The 18,786-nt window shown below is 38.7% G+C and carries 21 protein-coding genes; 15 read left to right on the top strand and 6 right to left on the bottom strand.

Annotated features, from left to right (window positions below):
• Window positions 1-119: 119 nt before the first annotated feature.
• From rpe to M2R48_RS16745, 4 genes are all read left to right on the top strand, one after another.
• Window positions 120-806 (top strand): ribulose-phosphate 3-epimerase, encoded by a 687-nt coding sequence (gene rpe / locus M2R48_RS16760; protein WP_034613857.1) that lies wholly within the window; start codon window positions 120-122, stop codon window positions 804-806.
• A 409-nt stretch (window positions 807-1,215) separates the two neighbouring features.
• The gene (locus M2R48_RS16755; protein ID WP_262086821.1) at window positions 1,216-1,626 is read left to right on the top strand and encodes a hypothetical protein; all 411 of its coding nucleotides are present in this window, start codon (window positions 1,216-1,218) and stop codon (window positions 1,624-1,626) included.
• 55 nt (window positions 1,627-1,681) lie between these two features.
• Window positions 1,682-3,544: a copper resistance system multicopper oxidase gene (locus tag M2R48_RS16750; RefSeq protein WP_262086820.1), complete on the top strand. Its 1,863-nt coding sequence runs from the start codon at window positions 1,682-1,684 to the stop codon at window positions 3,542-3,544.
• Entirely contained in the window at window positions 3,531-4,457 is a 927-nt protein-coding gene (locus M2R48_RS16745) for a copper resistance protein B (RefSeq protein ID WP_262086819.1), read from the top strand. The genes M2R48_RS16750 and M2R48_RS16745 overlap by 14 nt, the downstream gene beginning before the upstream one ends.
• A gap of 50 nt (window positions 4,458-4,507) precedes the next feature.
• Here the strand turns inward: M2R48_RS16745 and M2R48_RS16740 are convergent, their stop codons facing one another.
• Window positions 4,508-4,999, bottom strand: a complete 492-nt coding sequence (locus M2R48_RS16740) for a DUF6985 domain-containing protein (RefSeq protein WP_262086818.1) — start codon at window positions 4,997-4,999, stop codon at window positions 4,508-4,510.
• Between the two features lie 218 nt (window positions 5,000-5,217).
• Here M2R48_RS16740 and M2R48_RS16735 point away from each other — a divergent pair, with 218 nt between their 5' ends.
• The 4 genes from M2R48_RS16735 to M2R48_RS16720 all read left to right on the top strand — a co-directional run bounded on the left by M2R48_RS16735 (window position 5,218) and on the right by M2R48_RS16720 (window position 7,173).
• On the top strand, window positions 5,218-5,535 hold the full coding sequence (locus tag M2R48_RS16735; protein ID WP_004723678.1) for a DMT family transporter: 318 nt from the start codon (window positions 5,218-5,220) through the stop codon (window positions 5,533-5,535).
• A gap of 109 nt (window positions 5,536-5,644) precedes the next feature.
• On the top strand, window positions 5,645-5,962 hold the full coding sequence (gene sugE, locus M2R48_RS16730; RefSeq protein ID WP_004723676.1) for a quaternary ammonium compound efflux SMR transporter SugE: 318 nt from the start codon (window positions 5,645-5,647) through the stop codon (window positions 5,960-5,962).
• Window positions 5,963-5,998: 36 nt separating this feature from the next.
• Entirely contained in the window at window positions 5,999-6,481 is a 483-nt protein-coding gene (locus M2R48_RS16725) for a methylated-DNA--[protein]-cysteine S-methyltransferase (RefSeq protein ID WP_154129607.1), read from the top strand.
• 35 nt (window positions 6,482-6,516) lie between these two features.
• A complete protein-coding gene (locus tag M2R48_RS16720; RefSeq protein ID WP_004723674.1) occupies window positions 6,517-7,173 on the top strand; it encodes a nuclease-related domain-containing protein in 657 nt (218 codons plus the stop codon).
• Window positions 7,174-7,281: 108 nt separating this feature from the next.
• Here the strand turns inward: M2R48_RS16720 and M2R48_RS16715 are convergent, their stop codons facing one another.
• Together M2R48_RS16715 and M2R48_RS16710 are read right to left on the bottom strand one after the other, a co-directional pair.
• Window positions 7,282-7,827, bottom strand: coding sequence for an XAC2610-related protein (locus M2R48_RS16715; RefSeq protein WP_262086817.1), 546 nt, complete (start codon window positions 7,825-7,827; stop codon window positions 7,282-7,284).
• Between the two features lie 104 nt (window positions 7,828-7,931).
• Window positions 7,932-8,699 carry a hydroxymethylpyrimidine/phosphomethylpyrimidine kinase gene (locus M2R48_RS16710; RefSeq protein WP_262086816.1) on the bottom strand — a complete coding sequence of 256 codons (768 nt, stop codon included), beginning with the start codon at window positions 8,697-8,699 and terminating at the stop codon, window positions 7,932-7,934.
• A 102-nt stretch (window positions 8,700-8,801) separates the two neighbouring features.
• On the opposite strand from M2R48_RS16710, the gene M2R48_RS16705 reads away from it, so the two are divergent.
• Entirely contained in the window at window positions 8,802-9,449 is a 648-nt protein-coding gene (locus M2R48_RS16705) for an HAD-IA family hydrolase (RefSeq protein ID WP_410004166.1), read from the top strand.
• A 328-nt stretch (window positions 9,450-9,777) separates the two neighbouring features.
• On the opposite strand, the gene M2R48_RS16700 is transcribed toward M2R48_RS16705, so the two are convergent.
• On the bottom strand, window positions 9,778-10,242 hold the full coding sequence (locus tag M2R48_RS16700) for an Lrp/AsnC ligand binding domain-containing protein (protein WP_004723670.1): 465 nt from the start codon (window positions 10,240-10,242) through the stop codon (window positions 9,778-9,780).
• Between the two features lie 139 nt (window positions 10,243-10,381).
• Here M2R48_RS16700 and M2R48_RS16695 point away from each other — a divergent pair, with 139 nt between their 5' ends.
• The 6 genes from M2R48_RS16695 (at window position 10,382) to M2R48_RS16670 (ending at window position 16,738) form a co-directional block, all read left to right on the top strand.
• The gene (locus tag M2R48_RS16695; protein WP_004723669.1) at window positions 10,382-11,641 is read left to right on the top strand and encodes a D-amino acid dehydrogenase; all 1,260 of its coding nucleotides are present in this window, start codon (window positions 10,382-10,384) and stop codon (window positions 11,639-11,641) included.
• An 84-nt stretch (window positions 11,642-11,725) separates the two neighbouring features.
• Window positions 11,726-12,850, top strand: a complete 1,125-nt coding sequence (alr, locus tag M2R48_RS16690; RefSeq protein WP_262086815.1) for an alanine racemase — start codon at window positions 11,726-11,728, stop codon at window positions 12,848-12,850.
• A 10-nt stretch (window positions 12,851-12,860) separates the two neighbouring features.
• On the top strand, window positions 12,861-13,232 hold the full coding sequence (locus tag M2R48_RS16685) for a RidA family protein (protein WP_004723667.1): 372 nt from the start codon (window positions 12,861-12,863) through the stop codon (window positions 13,230-13,232).
• Between the two features lie 185 nt (window positions 13,233-13,417).
• The gene (locus tag M2R48_RS16680; protein ID WP_004723666.1) at window positions 13,418-14,848 is read left to right on the top strand and encodes an amino acid permease; all 1,431 of its coding nucleotides are present in this window, start codon (window positions 13,418-13,420) and stop codon (window positions 14,846-14,848) included.
• Window positions 14,849-15,101: 253 nt separating this feature from the next.
• Window positions 15,102-16,211, top strand: a complete 1,110-nt coding sequence (locus M2R48_RS16675) for an acyltransferase family protein (protein ID WP_262086814.1) — start codon at window positions 15,102-15,104, stop codon at window positions 16,209-16,211.
• 5 nt (window positions 16,212-16,216) lie between these two features.
• Window positions 16,217-16,738 (top strand): SMI1/KNR4 family protein, encoded by a 522-nt coding sequence (locus M2R48_RS16670; protein ID WP_262086813.1) that lies wholly within the window; start codon window positions 16,217-16,219, stop codon window positions 16,736-16,738.
• Window positions 16,739-16,773: 35 nt separating this feature from the next.
• On the opposite strand, the gene hemJ is transcribed toward M2R48_RS16670, so the two are convergent.
• Window positions 16,774-17,226 (bottom strand): protoporphyrinogen oxidase HemJ, encoded by a 453-nt coding sequence (gene hemJ, locus M2R48_RS16665; RefSeq protein ID WP_004723664.1) that lies wholly within the window; start codon window positions 17,224-17,226, stop codon window positions 16,774-16,776.
• An 81-nt stretch (window positions 17,227-17,307) separates the two neighbouring features.
• The gene (locus M2R48_RS16660; protein WP_004723663.1) at window positions 17,308-18,540 is read right to left on the bottom strand and encodes a beta-ketoacyl synthase N-terminal-like domain-containing protein; all 1,233 of its coding nucleotides are present in this window, start codon (window positions 18,538-18,540) and stop codon (window positions 17,308-17,310) included.
• Window positions 18,541-18,786: the final 246 nt, after the last annotated feature.

The raw sequence follows: 18,786 nt of genomic DNA, 5'->3' as shown, positions 1-18,786 counted from the left end.
TGACCTGATAAATGACCTAGATAAGTAAACAAGATAAGTAAAACTGTTGCTTTTTAAAACAACCCTGTAGGCTAAGTTTGTTATAATGGGAAAAATTTTTATCTTTGCCAGGTTGTTTCATGTCCAAGCCATATCTGATTGCACCTTCAATTTTATCTGCTGATTTTGCCCGTCTGGGTGAAGATGTGGAAAATGTATTGGCAGCTGGTGCAGATGTTGTCCACTTTGATGTCATGGATAACCACTATGTGCCAAACCTAACTTTTGGTGCGGGTATATGTAAGGCATTAAAGAAATATGGGATCAAAGCTCCGATTGATGTGCATCTTATGGTTTCACCTGTTGATCGTATGATTGGTGATTTCTTAGAAGCAGGCGCAGATATTATTACTTTTCATCCTGAAGCAACGCATCATATCGACCGTTCATTACAATTGATTAAAGATGGTGGTGCTAAAGCAGGTTTGGTGTTTAATCCAGCAACACCTTTGCATTATCTCGACTATGTTTTAGATAAAGTAGATCAAGTGCTTTTAATGAGTGTAAACCCTGGCTTTGGCGGTCAAAAATTTATTCCTACCACTTTGGATAAATTACGTGAGGCGCGTAAAATTATTGATGCTTCAGGTCGTGACATTCGTTTAGAAATTGATGGCGGTGTTGGCCCAGCAAATATCCGTGAAATTGCTGAAGCAGGAGCTGATATGTTTGTTGCCGGTTCGGCGATTTTTAGTAAGCCTGATTATCAAGCTGTGATTAATGAAATGCGCGCTGAGTTAGCAAAAGTGGGACAAGTTTCGGCTTAAACTTTTCCACACATGTATTGTGTGAATTGTGGATAACTTTGATGATAACTATATGGATAACCATGTTGATAAGCATATGGATAAGCTGGGTATAGATTAATCAAAGTGTGATCAATCGTTTATCATACATGCAATTTCTGTTTAAAAAGAGCCCAAACGGGCTCTTTTGTTATAAGAATCATCCGCTATTCATCGATTTAATTATTCATTTTTTATTCAAAGTGCAGTTGATGCAAAATTATTCAGTGGTATTGGTAATCTTTCCACGTGATATTTGCCAAACTCATCATTATTGGCTATGCTCTTAGCTTCATCATGGATTAAAACATAGGTTTTAGTTTTGTTTAGACAACTGCACAAACAGCTTTGGTTTGTTTGTCTTATGGTTTTTGCCATAGGGTGGAGCAGTGTGTCTATTGCATCTGTAAATGTGATGCAACATGAGCAAATGATGAATTCATCACTTTTAGATGAACATCAATCGATGATGGAAAATAGTGTTGTACAAGAAATGAAACAGCACTGTGTCGATATACAACAAAAACAAAATGATCAAAACTCGCATCTCAATCATGAGCAACAGCTACAAAATCTAAAAGATTGCCATAACCAACAGGTTCAATCTCAAGATACGCAGCAGAGCAAATGCCCAGATTGTGCTGCATTCTCATGCCAATCTTCAGTGGTTTGGTTCAATCCTGATATTCCCAAATTGATTGCACCCGATCATCTGCACAATACTCAAGCCTATCAAATCAATTACCAAGCTCAGCACCTCGCAGGGCATTGGCAAGAAATCCTACGCCCTCCAAAAGCTTAATCTGATTTTAGACACTTTTTTATTCAAAATTGTTTGTTAAAATTTAGGTTAAGTTATGTTTATTCAGTTATCTCAAAAGCGATTAGCTCAAAGCTTGATTGCGACATTGTGCTTGGTCTCCTCAACTTGGGGAATTGCCGCAATCAAAGAATATCAACTCAGCATTGATGAAGGAATTGTCAATGTAACAGGTAAACCCGTAAAACGAATTACTGTAAATGGCCAGTTCCCCGCACCACTTTTAGAATTTGAAGAAGGTGATGAAGCTGTGATTCGAGTGAAAAATAATTTAAAGAATCAGGATTCATCGATCCATTGGCATGGTCTATTATTGCCCGGCATTATGGATGGTGTACCTGGCTTTAATGGATATAACGGGATCAAACCCAACGAAGAATTTGTCTATAAGTTCAAAGTTCGTCAGAGTGGAACCTATTGGTATCATGCCCATTCGAAAGGCCAAGAGCAGGATGGTTTATATGGTTCTTTAGTGATTTATCCAAAGGATAAAAAACCGCTGGCAGCGCATGAACGCACAGATCGTGATTATGTGGTGATGTTGTCGGATTTTCATGAGCAAACCAGTGACCAGATTCAAAAAAATCTAAAGGTTTCCGCAGAATATTATCAGAATCGACGTGAAACACTAGGGGATGTTTGGAAACAGTTACAACGTGATGGTCTAAAAGCAACGTGGTCTGATCGCAAAATGTGGAATCAGATGCGTATGCTAAAAACAGATATGTCTGATGTGACGGGTTATACCTTTCTTGTAAACGGAAAAACCCCTGAACAAAATTGGACAGGTCTGTTTAAGCCAAATGAAAAAGTTCGACTGCGCTTTGTGAATGCATCAGCAATGTCGTTTTTTGATGTACGTATCCCTCAGTTAAAAATGACAGTGGTCAGTGCCGATGGACAGCCTGTAAAGCCAGTGAATGTGGATGAGTTTCGTATTGGTACAGCTGAAACCTATGATGTAATTGTTGAACCAAAAACCAGTCATTATCAGATTGAAGCAGAGTCTATTGATCGTTCAGGATTTGCGATTGGAACACTTCACAATGAATTAACAGCAAAAAGTGCTGCTATTCATATGCCTGCTGCTCGTCCACGTGCTGTGCTGACTATGGAAGATATGGGAGGTCATGGTGGCGGAGGGATGAATCACTCTAAGATGAGTATGGGTGATATGTCAGGTATGGATCATTCAAAAATGAATGCCAACGATATGCAAGGCATGGATCATTCAAAAATGAATGCTGACGATATGCAGGGTATGGACCATTCAGAAACGAATGCGAAAGATATGCAGGGTATGGATCATTCACAGCATCGCAATTCATCAGCAGCGCAAAAAAATGATCAAGTGGTTTATGGTTGGGCAAATGCCTCGACACCACAAGGAGATAAAGCACTGCAATACAGTGATTTAAAATCACTAACCCCACAACCCGATACTCGGGATGCCACCAGTGAATTGGTGATTCGTTTAGGCGGAACCATGGAACGCTACGTTTGGACGATTAATGGTAAAAAATTCAGTGATGCTGAACCACTCAAAGTGAAATATGGCGAACGTATCCGAATTAAATTTATCAATGACAGTATGATGGCGCATCCAATGCATTTACACGGCATGTTTATGCAATTGGAAAATGGTCAGCCTGCTGTAGATATGCCTAATAAACACACCATTGTTGTACCACCTGCAAAAACAGTTACAGCATTATTAACCGCTGATGAATTGGGTGAATGGGCAATCCATTGTCATTTGCTCTACCACATGAGTGCAGGGATGATGAATAAATTGATTGTTGCCAATGTGAGTGATGGCAAAGTGTCCACCCAGCCAGTTCAAACAACAAATACCACTCAAAAGGCTGAAGTGAAAGGAGACGAACATGCAAATCATTAATCTTTTTTCTAAATCAGTTCTGGCAAGTTCATTACTTATGCTGAGTGGTTTGGCTTTGGCCCATGAAGGGCATCAGATGCAAAATGATGTGAGTATTGCGACAGACTCCGCTGTCGTGACTGATCATTCAAGCATGGATCATTCAAAAATGAATCAGTTGGATGAGAAAAGCAATGCTGTAGATCATACACAGCATCAAGCGATTACAACCACTACGGGAGAGGAGAGCATAGCTTCGCATAGTACCCATGATCACCGTAAAGAACATGGTGCACAGGTTTATCAGCGAGTGACTATTGATAATGCTTGGATGCTGGATGAAGATGGAAAAGGTACTTTAGATTCATCTTTAGAGTTACGCATAGGTACTGATGAAAATAAGTTATTCATTAAAGGGAACTCCAGTAAGGCTGAATCAGACAAAATAGAATATGATCTAAGTGCTCTCTATAGCCGTAACATTGCTGATTTTTGGGATGTACAGGCGGGTGTGCGTTACAGTGATAATCCTGAACGAACCACTGATCAGGAACGTATAGATGCGGCTTTGGGTTTACACGGCTTGGCGCAGTACTTTTTTGAAACAGATGCTTATCTGTATTTCGGACAGGACAGTCGGGTTGCATTTAGCCTAGAAACTGAACGTGATTTACTACTGACACAAAAGCTGATTTTAAAGCCTTATTTAGATTTAAATGTGGTCTTTAGCGATGATTCACGTTATGCCCAAAAAACAGGGCTAAACAGTATTAAAACAGGTTTAGAAACCCGTTATGAAATCACAAAAAAGGTGATGCCTTATGTAAGTGTGGCCTATGCATATTCTAAAGGTAACAAAGAGACCGCATGGCAAACTGCAACCGACTCCGAATCAGGTTGGTTATATGGTGCAGGTCTGCGTTTTAGATTCTAAGCTTTCGTTTTTCATATAAAGCAAAAGGTCACTTCTTTGGGAGTGACCTTTTACGTTTCTGCAATGCCAGCAACACGTTCAAGCTGGTTATTTACAAATTTAAATTCCATTCCATGCTCTGTATCTAAATCATAGTGAATAGAGAGGGTTAAGGTATTGGGTGCACTCACACGCAAATTTAACATGGTCTGTATATAAGGATTATGAGATTCCACATCCTGAATATTCAATGCAGCCTCACCTGATTTTTCTGGGTTTTCATAATAATGTGCATAAAGCTTTTGATAGCGTTCAAAAGCATGTTGCTGAATGGTCTGAATATGTTGTTCAATACTGTTGATAAATAATTGGTAGGCTTTCGCAAAAGCGTTGAGTTGATCTAGATTGGGCGCTTCTTCGATTTCATCGCCATCTTCATCAAACTCTTCCCCTAAGAAAATCTCCCGATCAGCATTTTGATTAAAAAAACAATGTGAAAAAAATGTTTCTGAACTAAACCCAGCCCAGCTCGGGTGGATATCACCCCAATAATCATGTTTCATGGTTTTGATCCCTGATTTTTATATTTAGCATGCTTGATCATAAAGTAAGCCTCATGAAAAAAAATTATTCAAAATGTAAAAAAGGTCAAATTTTGTAAATTTTAATAAATTCCTCAACATGAGTTGATATAATTAGGCTTCTTCAGGAGGAACGACCTCCCTCAATTTGAGAAAAATCGTCAGGACGGCCTGATTCTAATTTAAATTTGGAGCTGGTCATGGCTTGGGTTTTTCTTATTTTCGCAGGTATTTTTGAAATCGTTTGGGCATATAGTATGAAATTGTCCGAAGGTTTTACAAAGCTTACACCAAGTATTGTCACCTTATTTTTCATGATTTTAAGCTTTGGTCTATTGGCATATGCGATGCGTACTTTGCCATTGGGAACTGCTTATACCATTTGGACAGGGATTGGAGCGATAGGCTCATTCTTGGTTGGTATTTTTATTTTGGGTGAACCTGCAACAGCAATGCGTATGTTCGCTGCTGTACTGATTGTTTCTGGCTTAGTTTTAATGAAACTTTCTTCGTCTTAATTTATTGAAATGTTTAAGTGCTATTTCTGTAGGAGATAGCACTTTTTTTATGTGTAGTTCATGGTGTAATCAATAGTGGAAACACCCAATAGAAAATGGTGAATGTGTAATGGCATGGGTATTATTGGCAGTTGCGGGTGTGTTTGAGGTGGTTTGGGCATATTTTATGAAGGTGTCTGACGGGTTTACCAAGCTGACACCGAGTATCTTGACCATCATCTTTATGATTGCAAGTTTTGCATTACTTTCTTATGCAATGAAAACATTACCACTTGGTACAGCTTATACAGTGTGGACAGGGATTGGTGCGATTGGTTCTTTCGCCGTCGGAATTTTCTTTTTAGGTGAAGCAGCTTCAGCGATGCGGATGTTGGCTGCTGTATTGATTATTTCAGGCCTTATTTTGATGAAATTATCTTCAAGCTAAGTTAAGCTGTTGGTGAGTTGGAAAGGGAATAAGGATATGCAACTTTCATTTATGGAAATGAGTTCCCCAGTCGGGATATTAAAATTAGTCGCCCATGATCATGCCTTGGTTGCAGTGCTTTGGGAAAATGAAAATCCTAAACGGGTCCGTTTGGCTGAATTAATTAAAAATAATACACATCCTGTTTTGTTGGAGACGGCGAAACAATTGACTGAATATTTTCAAGGGAAAAGAACCCAGTTCGATTTACCGCTAGATTTTGCGGGGACTGAGTTTCAGCAGAAAGTTTGGCAAGCTTTATTGACGATTCCATTTGGTGAAACGCGGAGCTATAAAGAGATCGCAGAACAGATTGGAAATGTCAAAGCGGTTCGGGCAGTGGGCGCTGCGAATGGTAAAAATCCGATCTCTATTATTGCGCCATGTCATCGTGTGGTCGGGGCTGATGGTAAATTAGTGGGTTTTGCGGGTGGGTTGGATAATAAGGATATTCTTTTAAAAATTGAACAAGTGCCATAGACTCAACGCTATTCATTATTACATTACAATTTAAAATGATTGCACAAATTTTTGCACCATTGTTATCAAATCTAGGTTGGATCGTTTTACTTTTGGTTGCGATTACGCTGGTTAAATTATTTAAGCCCTTTTTAAAAGGGAAAATAGGTGAATTTGCTGTCAGCACCCATGTAAAACTCTATTTAGACAAAGAAAATTATATTTTATTGAATGATTGTACGCTGCCTGATGAGCAAAATCAGACCACCCAAATAGATCATATTTTATTAAGTCCTTATGGTATTTTTGTCATTGAAACAAAGAATTATAAAGGTTGGATATTTGGTGGCGAGCGTCAAAAGATTTGGACACAAAAGATTTATAAAAAGAGCTATAAGTTCCAAAATCCATTACATCAAAATTATAAGCACCAAAAAGTTTTAGAAAGTGTGCTCACAGATATTGTTGATTCCACTCAGATCCATTCAATCGTGGTTTTTATGCCTGATTGCGAATTTAAAACCCAAATGCCAAACAATGTCTTTCGTGGTGCAGGTTGGACAGATTATGTCAAACAATTTAAGCAAATCAACATTTCTCCAATGAAATTAAAACGTATTCAGTATCGTCTAGAGAAAGAAATTTTAGAAAAGTCGTGGAAAACCAATCGCCAACATATACAAAGCCTTAAAGATAAATATACTGAGAAATGAACATATTACTCATAATCAACATCGTACTGATTAAATTATATTTTTTGTATGATTGGATCCGTATCCTGTAACTGTGGCATTAAGATCAGCAGAGGATGAGGGGAAAAATCACTCATCCGCAGCTTTAGATTTTAACCATTTCCATTGCCCATTTTTAAATTGGTAAGTGTCGATCCACCATCTTGCGCCACCTCGACATGAGCTGGTCATTTGTTTCTTCTGGGGAATCAGTTTGAGATCCGTCAATCCAGAACATTGTGCATGGCTAAAATCAAATTTTTCTTGGTCCAACACTTGATAATCTTTACTTTTAGGTCGGTAGAGAAAAATATCAAAAATAGAATAAACCCCCATTCCCATATCAGGTGTAGACACAGCAATATCGGTATATCCATCAAAATTATAGTCTTGAAAATGAATCTGTCGTTTTCGTTCAAATGGTAATTCTGCAAGATCAAATGCTTGCTGTTTAGCCGCTGTTTGAATGATGAGTTGACCTGATTCGTCATCGCCATCTTTAAAAATAAAATGGTTTTTTTGCCCATTCACTACATCGTTAATATTGCGATTTACAGTTTGTTGTTGTGGTTGAGCAAATGTGAATGGGGGTAAAAGTAAACTTGATAGCATTATTGTCGTGAGTGTTTTATGCATTGTTATTCTCGTTGTCATTCCCATTGTTTTAGGGGATTTCCAAGTTTCAGCTGTTTAGTGAAACTTGGATGCTATTTTCAAAAGTGCAGAGTAATATTCAACATTTAAAAGCGCTTTGGAATTTTTTGCCCACCTTCAATCGGCGTTTCGGCATTTTTTAATACACCAAATAACCATGTTTCAGCATGTTGTACCGCGATTTTAAGCGGATCTCCTAGTGCTAAACGTCCTGCAATAAAGCTTGCCAATGAACAACCTGAACCATGGTATTCACCTTCTAAACGGGGACATTTAGATTCAGCGATCATTTTACCATTCACATACAAGGCGTTGCGAATATAGTCTGGGGTATCTTCATGCCCACCTTTTACCAGAACAGCTTGTGCGCCCATTTCAAACAGCTTGGCTGTGGCTTTTTCTATGTCTTGCTCTGCTGTTAAGGCACGTAATTCCACAGTATTTGGGGTAATGATTGTTGCCAGAGGAATTAGTTCGATAAAGGCTTTAACCAAGGTCTCTTGATTACCCAGTGAACCACCACTATTTGCCACTAAAACAGGATCAAGTACATATAGATAATCTGGATGTTCACGTAAAAACTCAGCCAGCGCAGCAATATTATCTGTCGTCCCTAACATCCCCGATTTGATGGCTTTAATAGGTAAATCACCGACAACTGCATTGGCCTGAGCAAGCAGTAGTTCTTTGGAGCTGGCTTCAAAACCAAAAACTTGTTGAGAGTTTTGAATGGTTAATGCTGTACAAGCAATTGCCGCATGTGCGCTACTTTGACCAATCGCTTCAATATCAGCCTGTATACCAGCACCACCAGAAGGGTCTAGACCTGAAAAACAAAGTACAGTAGGGCGCACGATGATGTCCTTAATTCACAAATTTACGTTAGTATAGGCAAGTTTACGAGAACACTCGATAGTAATTTGATAATTGTTTCAAACACAGATTTAAAGGATTGGATGGTGATAAAGAATATTTTAATTGATCTCGACGGCACATTAACCGACCCCAAAGTAGGCATTACGACATCTGCACGTTATGGACTTGCAAAGGTTGGACATCCGATTCCTGACAGTGAAAATATCGACTGGATTATTGGTCCACCGTTAAAGGCATCATTGGCAAAGCTACTCAATGTTGAAGCAAATGATATTTTAGCTGAACAAGCTTTATTGGGTTATCGTGAACGTTTTGCTGTAACAGGCCTATTTGAAAATCATGTTTTTGATGATGTTGCACAAACCTTGGAAGCTTTAAAAAGTAAGGGCTATCGACTGTTTTTAGCCACTGCAAAACCTGAAGTTTATGCACGTCAAATCTTAGATCATTTTGATTTATTAAAATATTTTGATTATCCCTATGGCAGTGAGTTAAATGGCGAACGCACCAATAAAGGCGAGTTGATCACTTATATCCTTGAAAAAGAAAAGTTAAATCCTGAAGAGTGTTTGATGGTGGGAGATCGGGAACATGATATTTTTGGTGCACGTAAAAATGCGATTGAAACCATTGCTGTAGAGTATGGATATGGCTCAAAACAAGAATTGGACGAAGCAGCGCCGAAAGCAAGAATTACAAAGTTCTCTGAATTGTTAAACCTGCTCTAAATCTGCTTTTAGTTCAGACTTTTGAGATAATTCCAATTCACCTTAATCATCCCCAACATAGAGAAACCATACTCTGAGTTGGGGTTTTACTCGCAATCACATCGTTAGTCGTAATCACACATTTAAACAGGGACTAAATCCCCAGTAATATTTTAATGTTATTCACTCAATCGGATAGAGATATTGCATGATGTGGAAGCATTAAACGCTTAAACCCATCACCGCTCAATTTACGATCCACTTGCAGTAAAACTTGGCTTTAAGGTGGAGAGATATTTAAATCTGCAATGCATCCCAAGTCAGCCCATCTAAAGGTAAAATGATGGAATTAGCGCACATCCAAATACAATGACTCCTTAATTTCTTCCATCACAATATAGCTATGTGAAGAGGCTGAAGACGGAAGTTTTTTAAGTAAATCACCAAGTAAGCGTCGATAAGCGCTCATTTCTTTTAATCGGGCTTTGACTAAATAATCAAAATCTCCCGAAATGAGATGGCACTCTTGTACTTCTGGTATTTCCATTAAGTCCTTAGCCACTTGTTCAAACACATCACCAGACTTTGCAGATAAACTAATTTCTAGAAAAACCAATAAGTTGCGATCAAGATGTTTCGGGTTTAGGCGTGCATGATAGCCCATAATGATGCCATCTCGCTCCAAACGTTTGACGCGTTCAGAACAAGGTGTGGTCGATAAACTGACCCGTGAAGCCAACTCGCTAATGGCAATTCGACCCTCATTTTGAAGAATATCTAAAATCATTCGATCTATACGGTCTAATTTACGCATCAATTATTCCCTTTTTTTTAATCATTTTTCACGACAATAAATTAAAACACCTAAATTTTAGCATTAAAAATAGTGAAATAAACTATTGAACCAAAAATATACTAGTGAAATAAACTAGTAAATGCATAAAGGATAAGAAATGCGTGTAATAGTATTAGGTAGTGGTGTGATTGGCGTAGCAAGTGCATATTACCTCGCGCAGCAAGGAGCACAAGTTACAGTTTTAGACCGTCAAGCAGGTCCAGCTGAAGAAACCAGCTTTGGTAATGCAGGTCAAATTTCTCCAGGATATTCGACACCATGGGCTGCACCCGGTATTCCATTTAAAGCGGTTAAGTGGATGTTTCAACATCATGCACCACTCGCGATTAATATCGATGGCAGTATGTGGCAGTTACAGTGGATGGCGCAAATGCTTAAAAACTGTAACTCAGAAAGTTATGCGATCAACAAAGAACGTATGACCCGTGTTGCAGAATATAGTCGTGACTGTTTAAGAGAACTGCGTAAAGATACCGGGATTGAATACGAAAACCGTTCAAAAGGCACATTGCAAGTTTTCCGTAATGAAGCTCAATTAGAAATGGTTCAGCGTGATATTGCTGTACTTAAAGAATGTGGTGTTCCACATGAGTTATTACTTAAAGATGATCTTGCTAAAGTAGAACCAGCACTTGAACATGCCAAAGATAAATTGGTCGGTGGTTTACATCTTCCAAATGATGAAACGGGCGACTGCTATTTATTTACCAATGCTTTAGCCAATTTAGCCAAAGGTTTAGGTGTCGAGTTTAAATTCAACCAAAATGTTGAAAGATTGGTGGTTGAAGGTGATGAAATCAAAGGTGTTGTGGTCAATGGTGAAGTGTTAACTGCTGATCGCTATGTATTGGCTTTTGGTAGCTATTCACGTGATTTCTTAAAGCCGCTGGAATTGAATTTACCCGTTTACCCAGTGAAGGGTTATTCTTTAACCATTCCAATTGTTGATCCAACATTTGCACCACAATCTACAGTTTTGGATGAAACCTATAAAATCGCGATTACTCGTTTTGATCAACGTATTCGTGTTGGTGGAATGGCAGAATTAAGCGGTTTTAATCATGGTTTAAATGCGGATCGCCGTGGCACATTGGAAATGGTGACCCAAGATTTATTCCCGGGTGGTGATTTGGCACAAGCATCATTTTGGACCGGTCTTCGCCCAATGACTCCAGACAGCACACCAATTATTGGCGCAACACGTTTTAAAAACTTATTCCTCAATACTGGACATGGCACTTTAGGCTGGACGATGGCATGTGGTTCAGGAAAATTGATTAGTGATTTGGTACTTAATCATCAAACCGATATCAGTACCGAAGGTTTATCTATTCAGCGTTATCCACACGCTGCTTAAGTGCCACTTTATTAAAACAGTGATAAATAAATTGTTTAGCGATAAATAATTTACAACGCCAATCCATATTCAGGGATGAATAAAATGCCTAGACCAATTACTGCCGTCATTCATCAGGATGCTTTGTTGCATAACCTGAATGTCGCCCGTCAATTTATGCCACAAAGTAAAGTTTTTACCGTGGTCAAGGCCAATGCTTATGGACACGGTATTGAACGTGTCTATGATGCATTCAAATCCGCAGATGGTTTTGCTTTGTTGGATATCGATGAAGCAAAACGCCTAAGAACATCGGGATGGACCGGCCCAATTCTGCTCTTAGAAGGCATTTTTTCAACAGATGATTTATTGGATTGTGAAAAGTATCAATTAAGTTTTAGCTTGCATAATGAAGATCAAGTGAATTGGCTAGAACAATTTCACAGCCAATCTCTCAAAGACAATCCAGCACAGACGCAATTCGATGTATTTTTAAAAATGAATACAGGAATGAATCGCCTTGGGTTTAAACCTGATGCGTATCGGGCAATGTGGCAAAGATTAAAGCAATTCGATGTGGTGAAATCTATCACGCATATGATGCATTTTTCAGATGCTGATGGTGAGCGTTTGGGGCAATCTGGGATTGCCTACCAGCAAGCTATTTTTGAACAAACCATTCAAGATTTAGACGGTGAGCGCTCAGTTTCAAATAGTGCGGCCATTCTCCGACATTCACAAGATTTACGTTCAGATTATATTCGTAGCGGGATTATGCTGTACGGCAGTTCTCCAGACTATCCAACACATTCAATTCAAGATTGGAATCTTAAACCAAGCATGAGTTTACGCAGTGAAATCATTGCAATTCAAGATTTACAGCCAAGTGAAACAGTAGGGTATGGATCTAGATTTACTGCAACCCAAGCCATGAAAATCGGAATCGTGGCATGTGGTTATGCAGATGGTTACCAACGTATTTCGACGGATGCACCCGTATTGGTCAATTCTGTACGAACTCAAACTATTGGTCGTGTCAGCATGGACATGTTAGCGGTTGATTTAACCCATATCCCAGATGCGCGAGTTGGAAGCGAAGTGGTACTTTGGGGACAGTCGTCAAATGGAACTGTACTGCCGATTGATGAAGTTGCAGCAAGTTCTGGAACCGTAGGTTATGAGCTCATGTGTGGTGTAACTGCACGGGTCAATTTTAAAATTTCAAAATAAGGACATCAACATGTCAAACAACGTTCAACACGCAGACATTCAAAAGCTCAACAGCAATCAAGTGATGAGTGCAGTTACCATTTTCAATAAAGTGGTTTATTTGTCTGGTCAAGTTCCTAAAAATACCCAACAGGATATTATTGGTCAAACTCAAGAAATCTTGGCAACGATTGATCAGTTATTGCTTGAGGCAAATACTGATAAATCACGTTTATTGTCTGCTCATGTTTACATCAAAAATTTGGATGATTTTGCAACTTTTAACACCATTTGGATTGATTGGTTAGAAGGCTGTGTTGCACCATCTCGCGCAACAATTCAAGCGGATTTGGTTAATCCAGATTGGTTGATTGAGATCGCAGTTATTGCGGCGCAGGCATAAATTAATCTCTTGTCATAAAGTAGAATTGATTATTGTCAATAATTAAAGCAGTATTTGCCCCGAATTAAAGCTGGTCACATGTAAACCATGTGGCCCAGTTCGCGTTAGGTAGAACAATAGAACGGGAATGTTCTTATGCCACAAGCGGGTTTTACCTCCAAAAAATTGTCAAAAAGGATATTTTTATGACAACTTCAAGCCATTCAGATGACGTACCATCGTCGCCAAATGAGCTACAACGGAAATTATCCAATCGTCACCTACAATTAATTGCGATTGGTGGTGCAATTGGTACAGGCTTATTTATGGGTTCAGGGAAAACCATTTCCCTTGCAGGCCCTTCAATTCTGATCATTTATATGATCATTGGTGCAATGTTCTTTTTCCTGATGCGCGCATTGGGTGAAATTTTACTTTCAAATCTGCACTACAAATCCTTTATTGATATGGCACATGACTTAATTGGTCCGGGTGCTGGCTATTATATTGGCTGGTCATACTGGCTCGGTTGGATCTTAGTGGGTATTGCGGATTTGGCTGCAATTATCAATTATCTTAATTTTTGGCTTCCTGACGGAACCGCCTTTACCCCCATGGGACAAGCCTTAATTAGTGCAGGATGCGTACTCTTGGTATTGGGTATTAATCTCCTCACGGTAAAGTTGTTTGGTGAAATTGAGTTTTGGTTTGCTTTGATCAAAATTTTAGCCATTGTCGGATTAATTCTTATTGGTGGCTATATGGTGTTGAGCCATTTCCAAGCACCGACAGGTTCAGTTGCAAGCTTTAGCAATGTCTGGTCGCATGGTGGCATGTTTCCGAAAGGCGCAAGTGGCTTTTTAGCAGGTTTCCAAATTGCCTTGTTTGCTTTTGTCGGTGTCGAGCTGATCGGTACTATGGCGGCAGAAACCAAAGATCCTGAAAAGAACTTACCTAAAGCGGTCAATGCGATTCCGACCCGTATTATTTTGTTCTATGTATTGGCACTCTTTATCGTGATGTCGGTAACCCCTTGGAATGAAATTCCTGCGGATCAAAGTCCATTTGTCACATTGTTCCTACATGCTGGTATTGGTGCAGCAGCTGTGATTATGAACTTGGTGGTTTTATCCTCGGTAATGTCATCGATGAACAGTGGTGTATTTTCAACCAGTCGTATGTTGTTTGGATTGGCTAAAGAAGGGCAAGCACCGACTAAGTTGGCTGAGCTGTCTAAACGCGCCGTTCCTGCAAAAGGTTTGTTGTTCTCTTGTGGCTTTATTATGGCAGGTGCAGCACTACAATATTTTGTTCCAAATACGGTTGAAGCATTTACCTTAGCCAGTTCTTTATGTGTGATTTTATTCATTAGTATCTGGAGTATTATTATGGTGTGTTATATACGCTACCGTAAATTACGCCCAGAATTACATGAGAAATCAAACTTTAAAATGCCGGGTGGTGTATGGATGTCTTATCTTGTTTTGATCTTCCTTGCCTTTACTTTGGTGATTTTAAGTCTTGAGCCTGATACTTTAAAAGCTTTAATCATCAGCCCATTGTGGGTGATAATTTTAGCGGTGACCTATCAAATGATGTATAAACCGCGTATGAAAAAGCGTAATCAACAGCTTTAATGTTGAATATTCAATTGATCAGGAGATGGTGTTAGATCATCTCCTGAATAACTATGATATGAAAGATTTTGATATAAATTAAATTTAAAAATTAAACGCTTAGATTAAATATAAGATACTTAACTTTTTTGGTTTTCCCCGTGATGGATTGCATAGATTCAATGTAAAATTTAACAAATTATTCAAAATAAAATACTGAAATAAAAATAAAAAACACGTTTAATAGTATCATTTACGCTAAACAACAGCATATATGCGCAATAACAAGATCGATCTCTTACGTGGAATTTCAATTTTATTGGTCCTTCTCCACCATTTTAATATTCCTTATAAACTGCATGACACATTTCTCGGTATACAAATCTTTGGCGAAAGCTTAAGTACTTTAATTGCTCGCAACGGTAATTATGGTGTGACCTTATTTTTTGTGATTTCAGGTTTTTTAATCACCCAGCATACTTTACAAAGAAGTGGCACACTCGCGCAGATTAAACTCAAAGATTTCTATATTCGCCGTATTGCCCGAATTATGCCTTGTTTAGTGCTACTGGTGGTGCTGGTGACGGCACTGGGTGCAATGGGGCTAAAACCCTTTATCAATCAAGCGCCAAACGGTATTGAAGTTTCTTACGGCTTAACTGTATTTTCTGCTTTTACCTTGTGGATGAATATCCTGATCATTGAAAATGGCTGGGTGAATTATGCACTTGGCGTGTTGTGGTCTTTATCTGTTGAGGAAGTCTTCTATTTAGTATTTCCGATTTTGTGTGTTGTATTAGGTCGTGGTAAAGGCTTTATTATATTCTTATTGGCAATCATCATTTATGCACCTTATTTCCGTTCATTGCATTTTGCTGAGGAAAGTGGGGCTTATCTTTATCATTACTTCTCAAGTTTTGACGGAATTGCGATGGGTTGCTTAACTGCTTTAATGATTCAGCGGATGAGTCAAAAAATACAGGTTTCCAAAATCGTGGTTCCAATCATTGTCTTGTTGATGGTCGCTGTTTATTTATATGCACCAATCAAAGAGGTCAGTACTTGGGGAATCAGTATTTTTGCTCTATTGTCAGCAATGCTGATCTTCTGTTTTGCTCAGAACCCACATACTGAATCTCGCTCTATATTGTCAAAAGGTGTAGCGTGGATTGGACAACGTAGCTATGAAATGTACTTGTTTCATTTGATTATCTTGGGTTTATTTAAAGTTTTTTATTTTCCTAAAGAAACCTTAGCAAGTGAAAAATTAATGCTATTGCCAATTTATTTTATTGCTGTTTTTGTATTGAGTTGGGCCATTGAAAAGTATTATTCAACACCGATGAACAGAAAAATACGCCAAGTTTTACTTAAAAATGGGTGATAAAAATGGAAATATTGCAGTTAATAGAAACCATAAAACAAGATCCAAGCTGTAAGGTGTATCCTGCACAGTTAGCACAAGATTTGCCACAAAATATTCCTGATGATGTGAAGATCTTTTATCGTGAAACCAATGGAATAAAATTTTTTCCACGAGAAGCTTATTCAATTGAAATCGTCGCGAGTCATCAATTTATACCGATTAATACTTATTTATTCTCAGACGAATCAACCGATTTGGAATTGGAAAATGATGATATCAGTCATGACTGGTTTTTAATCGCAAAGGTAGATGAAATGAGTCAATATATCAGTATTGATACGGCGCAAGCTAGACGAGGTCAATGTTATGATAGCTTTTTTGAAACCCATGCAACGATTGGTGATTCACCTATTATTGCCCAGAACTTTACTGCGCTTTTACATCAGTTATATATGAATAAAGGGCAATACTGGTATTGGTTACAAGATGATTTTCAATATTTAGGTGATGCTTATGATCCGCCTTTACCCAATCGAGATGTATAAAAAAAACCTCCATTTAGGAGGTTTCTATCTACAAGTTAAAATGTTGGTTTAACGACCACTAAAATCACCACTGCAAATAAAATCAGGGTTGGCATCTCATTGAAAAACCGCCAAAACTTATGCGATTTATAATGTGCATTGCCAATCAGTTTTTTACGGTAATAGCCACAAACAAAGTGGTAAATCACCAAAAGACCAACTAAACCGACTTTTAGATAAAACCATAAAGCTTCATGGTAATGACGTGTTGCATCACCCCAGTCTACAAGAAAATGTGCGGTGATTAATGTTGCGATCATCGATGGCCACATAATGCCGCGATATAATTTACGCTCCATGATCTCGAAACGCTGATGACTTAGATTGTCATCGCTCATGGCATGGTAGACAAACAAACGCGGGAGATAAAACAGTGCTGCAAACCAACACACGACTGCAATGATATGTAAAGCTTTTACCCAAAGGAAAGCTTCTGAAGGAGCATCCATCAATTTACCCTTTTAAGGGCAGTGTGCGAGAAGTTGATCATCCAAACTTACTTTAAATTTGAATGATCAACAATTCTTTGTTTAGCCTTCCCATTTTTTAAAAATGAGACAAGCATTGACACCGCCAAAACCGAAACTGTTACTCATCACAGTATTCAATTTTGTATCGCGTTTTTCAAGTACGATGTCATAACCTTTTGTGCCTTCATCAAGTTCAGTGACATTGATGTTTGGCGCGATAAAGTCATTTTGCATCATCAATACAGAATAAATGGCTTCTTGAACACCAGCAGCACCCAGACTGTGACCTGTCATAGACTTGGTTGAGCTTAATGGTGGAACATTGCCTTCACCAAATGCACGACCCATCGCAAGAAGTTCAGTCACATCACCAGCAGGTGTTGAAGTACCATGCGTATTGACATAGTCAACCTTATCTACGCCATGTTGTTTAGCTTCTTCTAAAGCCATTAAAATACAACGGGTCGCACCTTCACCCGATGGTGCAACCATATCCGCACCATCCGAATTTGCAGCATAAGCAACAACTTCTGCAAGAATATTTGCACCACGTGCTTGAGCATGTTCAAGTGATTCAAGTACCACGAAACCACCACCACCCGCAATCACAAAACCGTCACGGTCAGCTGAGTATGGGCGTGACGCTGTTTCTGGAGCATCATTATATTTAGAACATAGTGCGCCCATTGCATCAAACAATAAGCTTTGTGACCAGTGATCTTCTTCACCGCCACCGGCCAACATTAAATCTTGTTTACCCAATTGAATCAGGTTGTAAGCATAGCCAATCGCATCAGCTGAAGTTGCACAAGCACTGGTGATTGAATGAGCAACACCTTGTAATTTAAATGCAACACCGACATTGGCAGTAATGGTGTTTGACATATTACGTGGTACGAAGAATGGGCCAATTTTACGCGCACCTTTTTCTTCTAAAAGTTTAACCATCTCTGTAACAGACGCAGTTGAGTTACCACCTGAACCCCCTGCAATACCGTAACGAGGATTACCGCCCAATTGCTCTGGCGTTAAGCCTGCATGTTCAACAGCTGCAAGCGCAGAATTGTAGGCATACATTGCACATACGCCCATAAAGCGCTTGAGTTTACGGTCAATACCATCAAAATCTTGTTCTGCTGCGGCACTGACATGACTTTTAAAATTAAGTTCTTCGTAAGTTGAATTATGACGTGTCCCTGAAATACCATTTTCCAAAGAGTGCTTAACAGCTTCCAATGTATTACCGATACATGAGTTAATGCCCATACCAGTGATGACAACACGACGGTTCATGCAAAGTCCTTTATTTTAGAATACAGAATGAATGTTTACATTTAAACGCGTTTACTTTTTTAGTTCAATGGCGAAAGATATTGATTCTTGCGCATCATTTAAAACAATATATTGTATGCTTAAAAGTTAATTAAATAACTGAAAATAAATATATTTATTATTTTTATAATAATATGAATTCATGATGGATATTTACATCAATTAGGCAAAACCATCCATAAGCAGGGCTAACTAGAGATGGTTTTA

This window comes from Acinetobacter sp. I-MWF, assembly GCF_025433935.1.
Lineage (GTDB): Bacteria > Pseudomonadota > Gammaproteobacteria > Pseudomonadales > Moraxellaceae > Acinetobacter > Acinetobacter guillouiae.
Note: the sequence above shows the minus strand (reverse complement) of the source record. Positions and strands in the feature narration are given on the sequence as shown.

Bases quoted from the DNA above. Each gene is read 5' to 3' on its own strand.
- M2R48_RS16700 (WP_004723670.1), bottom strand. From the start codon at position 10,242: ATGCGTAAATTAGACCGTATAGATCGAATGATTTTAGATATTCTTCAA.
- rpe (WP_034613857.1), top strand. From the start codon at position 120: ATGTCCAAGCCATATCTGATTGCACCTTCAATTTTATCTGCTGATTTT.
- M2R48_RS16745 (WP_262086819.1), top strand. From the start codon at position 3,531: ATGCAAATCATTAATCTTTTTTCTAAATCAGTTCTGGCAAGTTCATTA.
- M2R48_RS16695 (WP_004723669.1), top strand. From the start codon at position 10,382: ATGCGTGTAATAGTATTAGGTAGTGGTGTGATTGGCGTAGCAAGTGCA.
- sugE (WP_004723676.1), top strand. From the start codon at position 5,645: ATGGCATGGGTATTATTGGCAGTTGCGGGTGTGTTTGAGGTGGTTTGG.
- M2R48_RS16725 (WP_154129607.1), top strand. From the start codon at position 5,999: ATGCAACTTTCATTTATGGAAATGAGTTCCCCAGTCGGGATATTAAAA.
- M2R48_RS16705 (WP_410004166.1), top strand. From the start codon at position 8,802: ATGGTGATAAAGAATATTTTAATTGATCTCGACGGCACATTAACCGAC.
- M2R48_RS16685 (WP_004723667.1), top strand. From the start codon at position 12,861: ATGTCAAACAACGTTCAACACGCAGACATTCAAAAGCTCAACAGCAAT.
- M2R48_RS16680 (WP_004723666.1), top strand. From the start codon at position 13,418: ATGACAACTTCAAGCCATTCAGATGACGTACCATCGTCGCCAAATGAG.
- M2R48_RS16735 (WP_004723678.1), top strand. From the start codon at position 5,218: ATGGCTTGGGTTTTTCTTATTTTCGCAGGTATTTTTGAAATCGTTTGG.
- M2R48_RS16750 (WP_262086820.1), top strand. From the start codon at position 1,682: ATGTTTATTCAGTTATCTCAAAAGCGATTAGCTCAAAGCTTGATTGCG.
- M2R48_RS16740 (WP_262086818.1), bottom strand. From the start codon at position 4,999: ATGAAACATGATTATTGGGGTGATATCCACCCGAGCTGGGCTGGGTTT.
- M2R48_RS16670 (WP_262086813.1), top strand. From the start codon at position 16,217: ATGGAAATATTGCAGTTAATAGAAACCATAAAACAAGATCCAAGCTGT.
- M2R48_RS16720 (WP_004723674.1), top strand. From the start codon at position 6,517: ATGATTGCACAAATTTTTGCACCATTGTTATCAAATCTAGGTTGGATC.
- M2R48_RS16660 (WP_004723663.1), bottom strand. From the start codon at position 18,540: ATGAACCGTCGTGTTGTCATCACTGGTATGGGCATTAACTCATGTATC.
- alr (WP_262086815.1), top strand. From the start codon at position 11,726: ATGCCTAGACCAATTACTGCCGTCATTCATCAGGATGCTTTGTTGCAT.
- M2R48_RS16675 (WP_262086814.1), top strand. From the start codon at position 15,102: ATGCGCAATAACAAGATCGATCTCTTACGTGGAATTTCAATTTTATTG.
- M2R48_RS16715 (WP_262086817.1), bottom strand. From the start codon at position 7,827: ATGCATAAAACACTCACGACAATAATGCTATCAAGTTTACTTTTACCC.
- hemJ (WP_004723664.1), bottom strand. From the start codon at position 17,226: ATGGATGCTCCTTCAGAAGCTTTCCTTTGGGTAAAAGCTTTACATATC.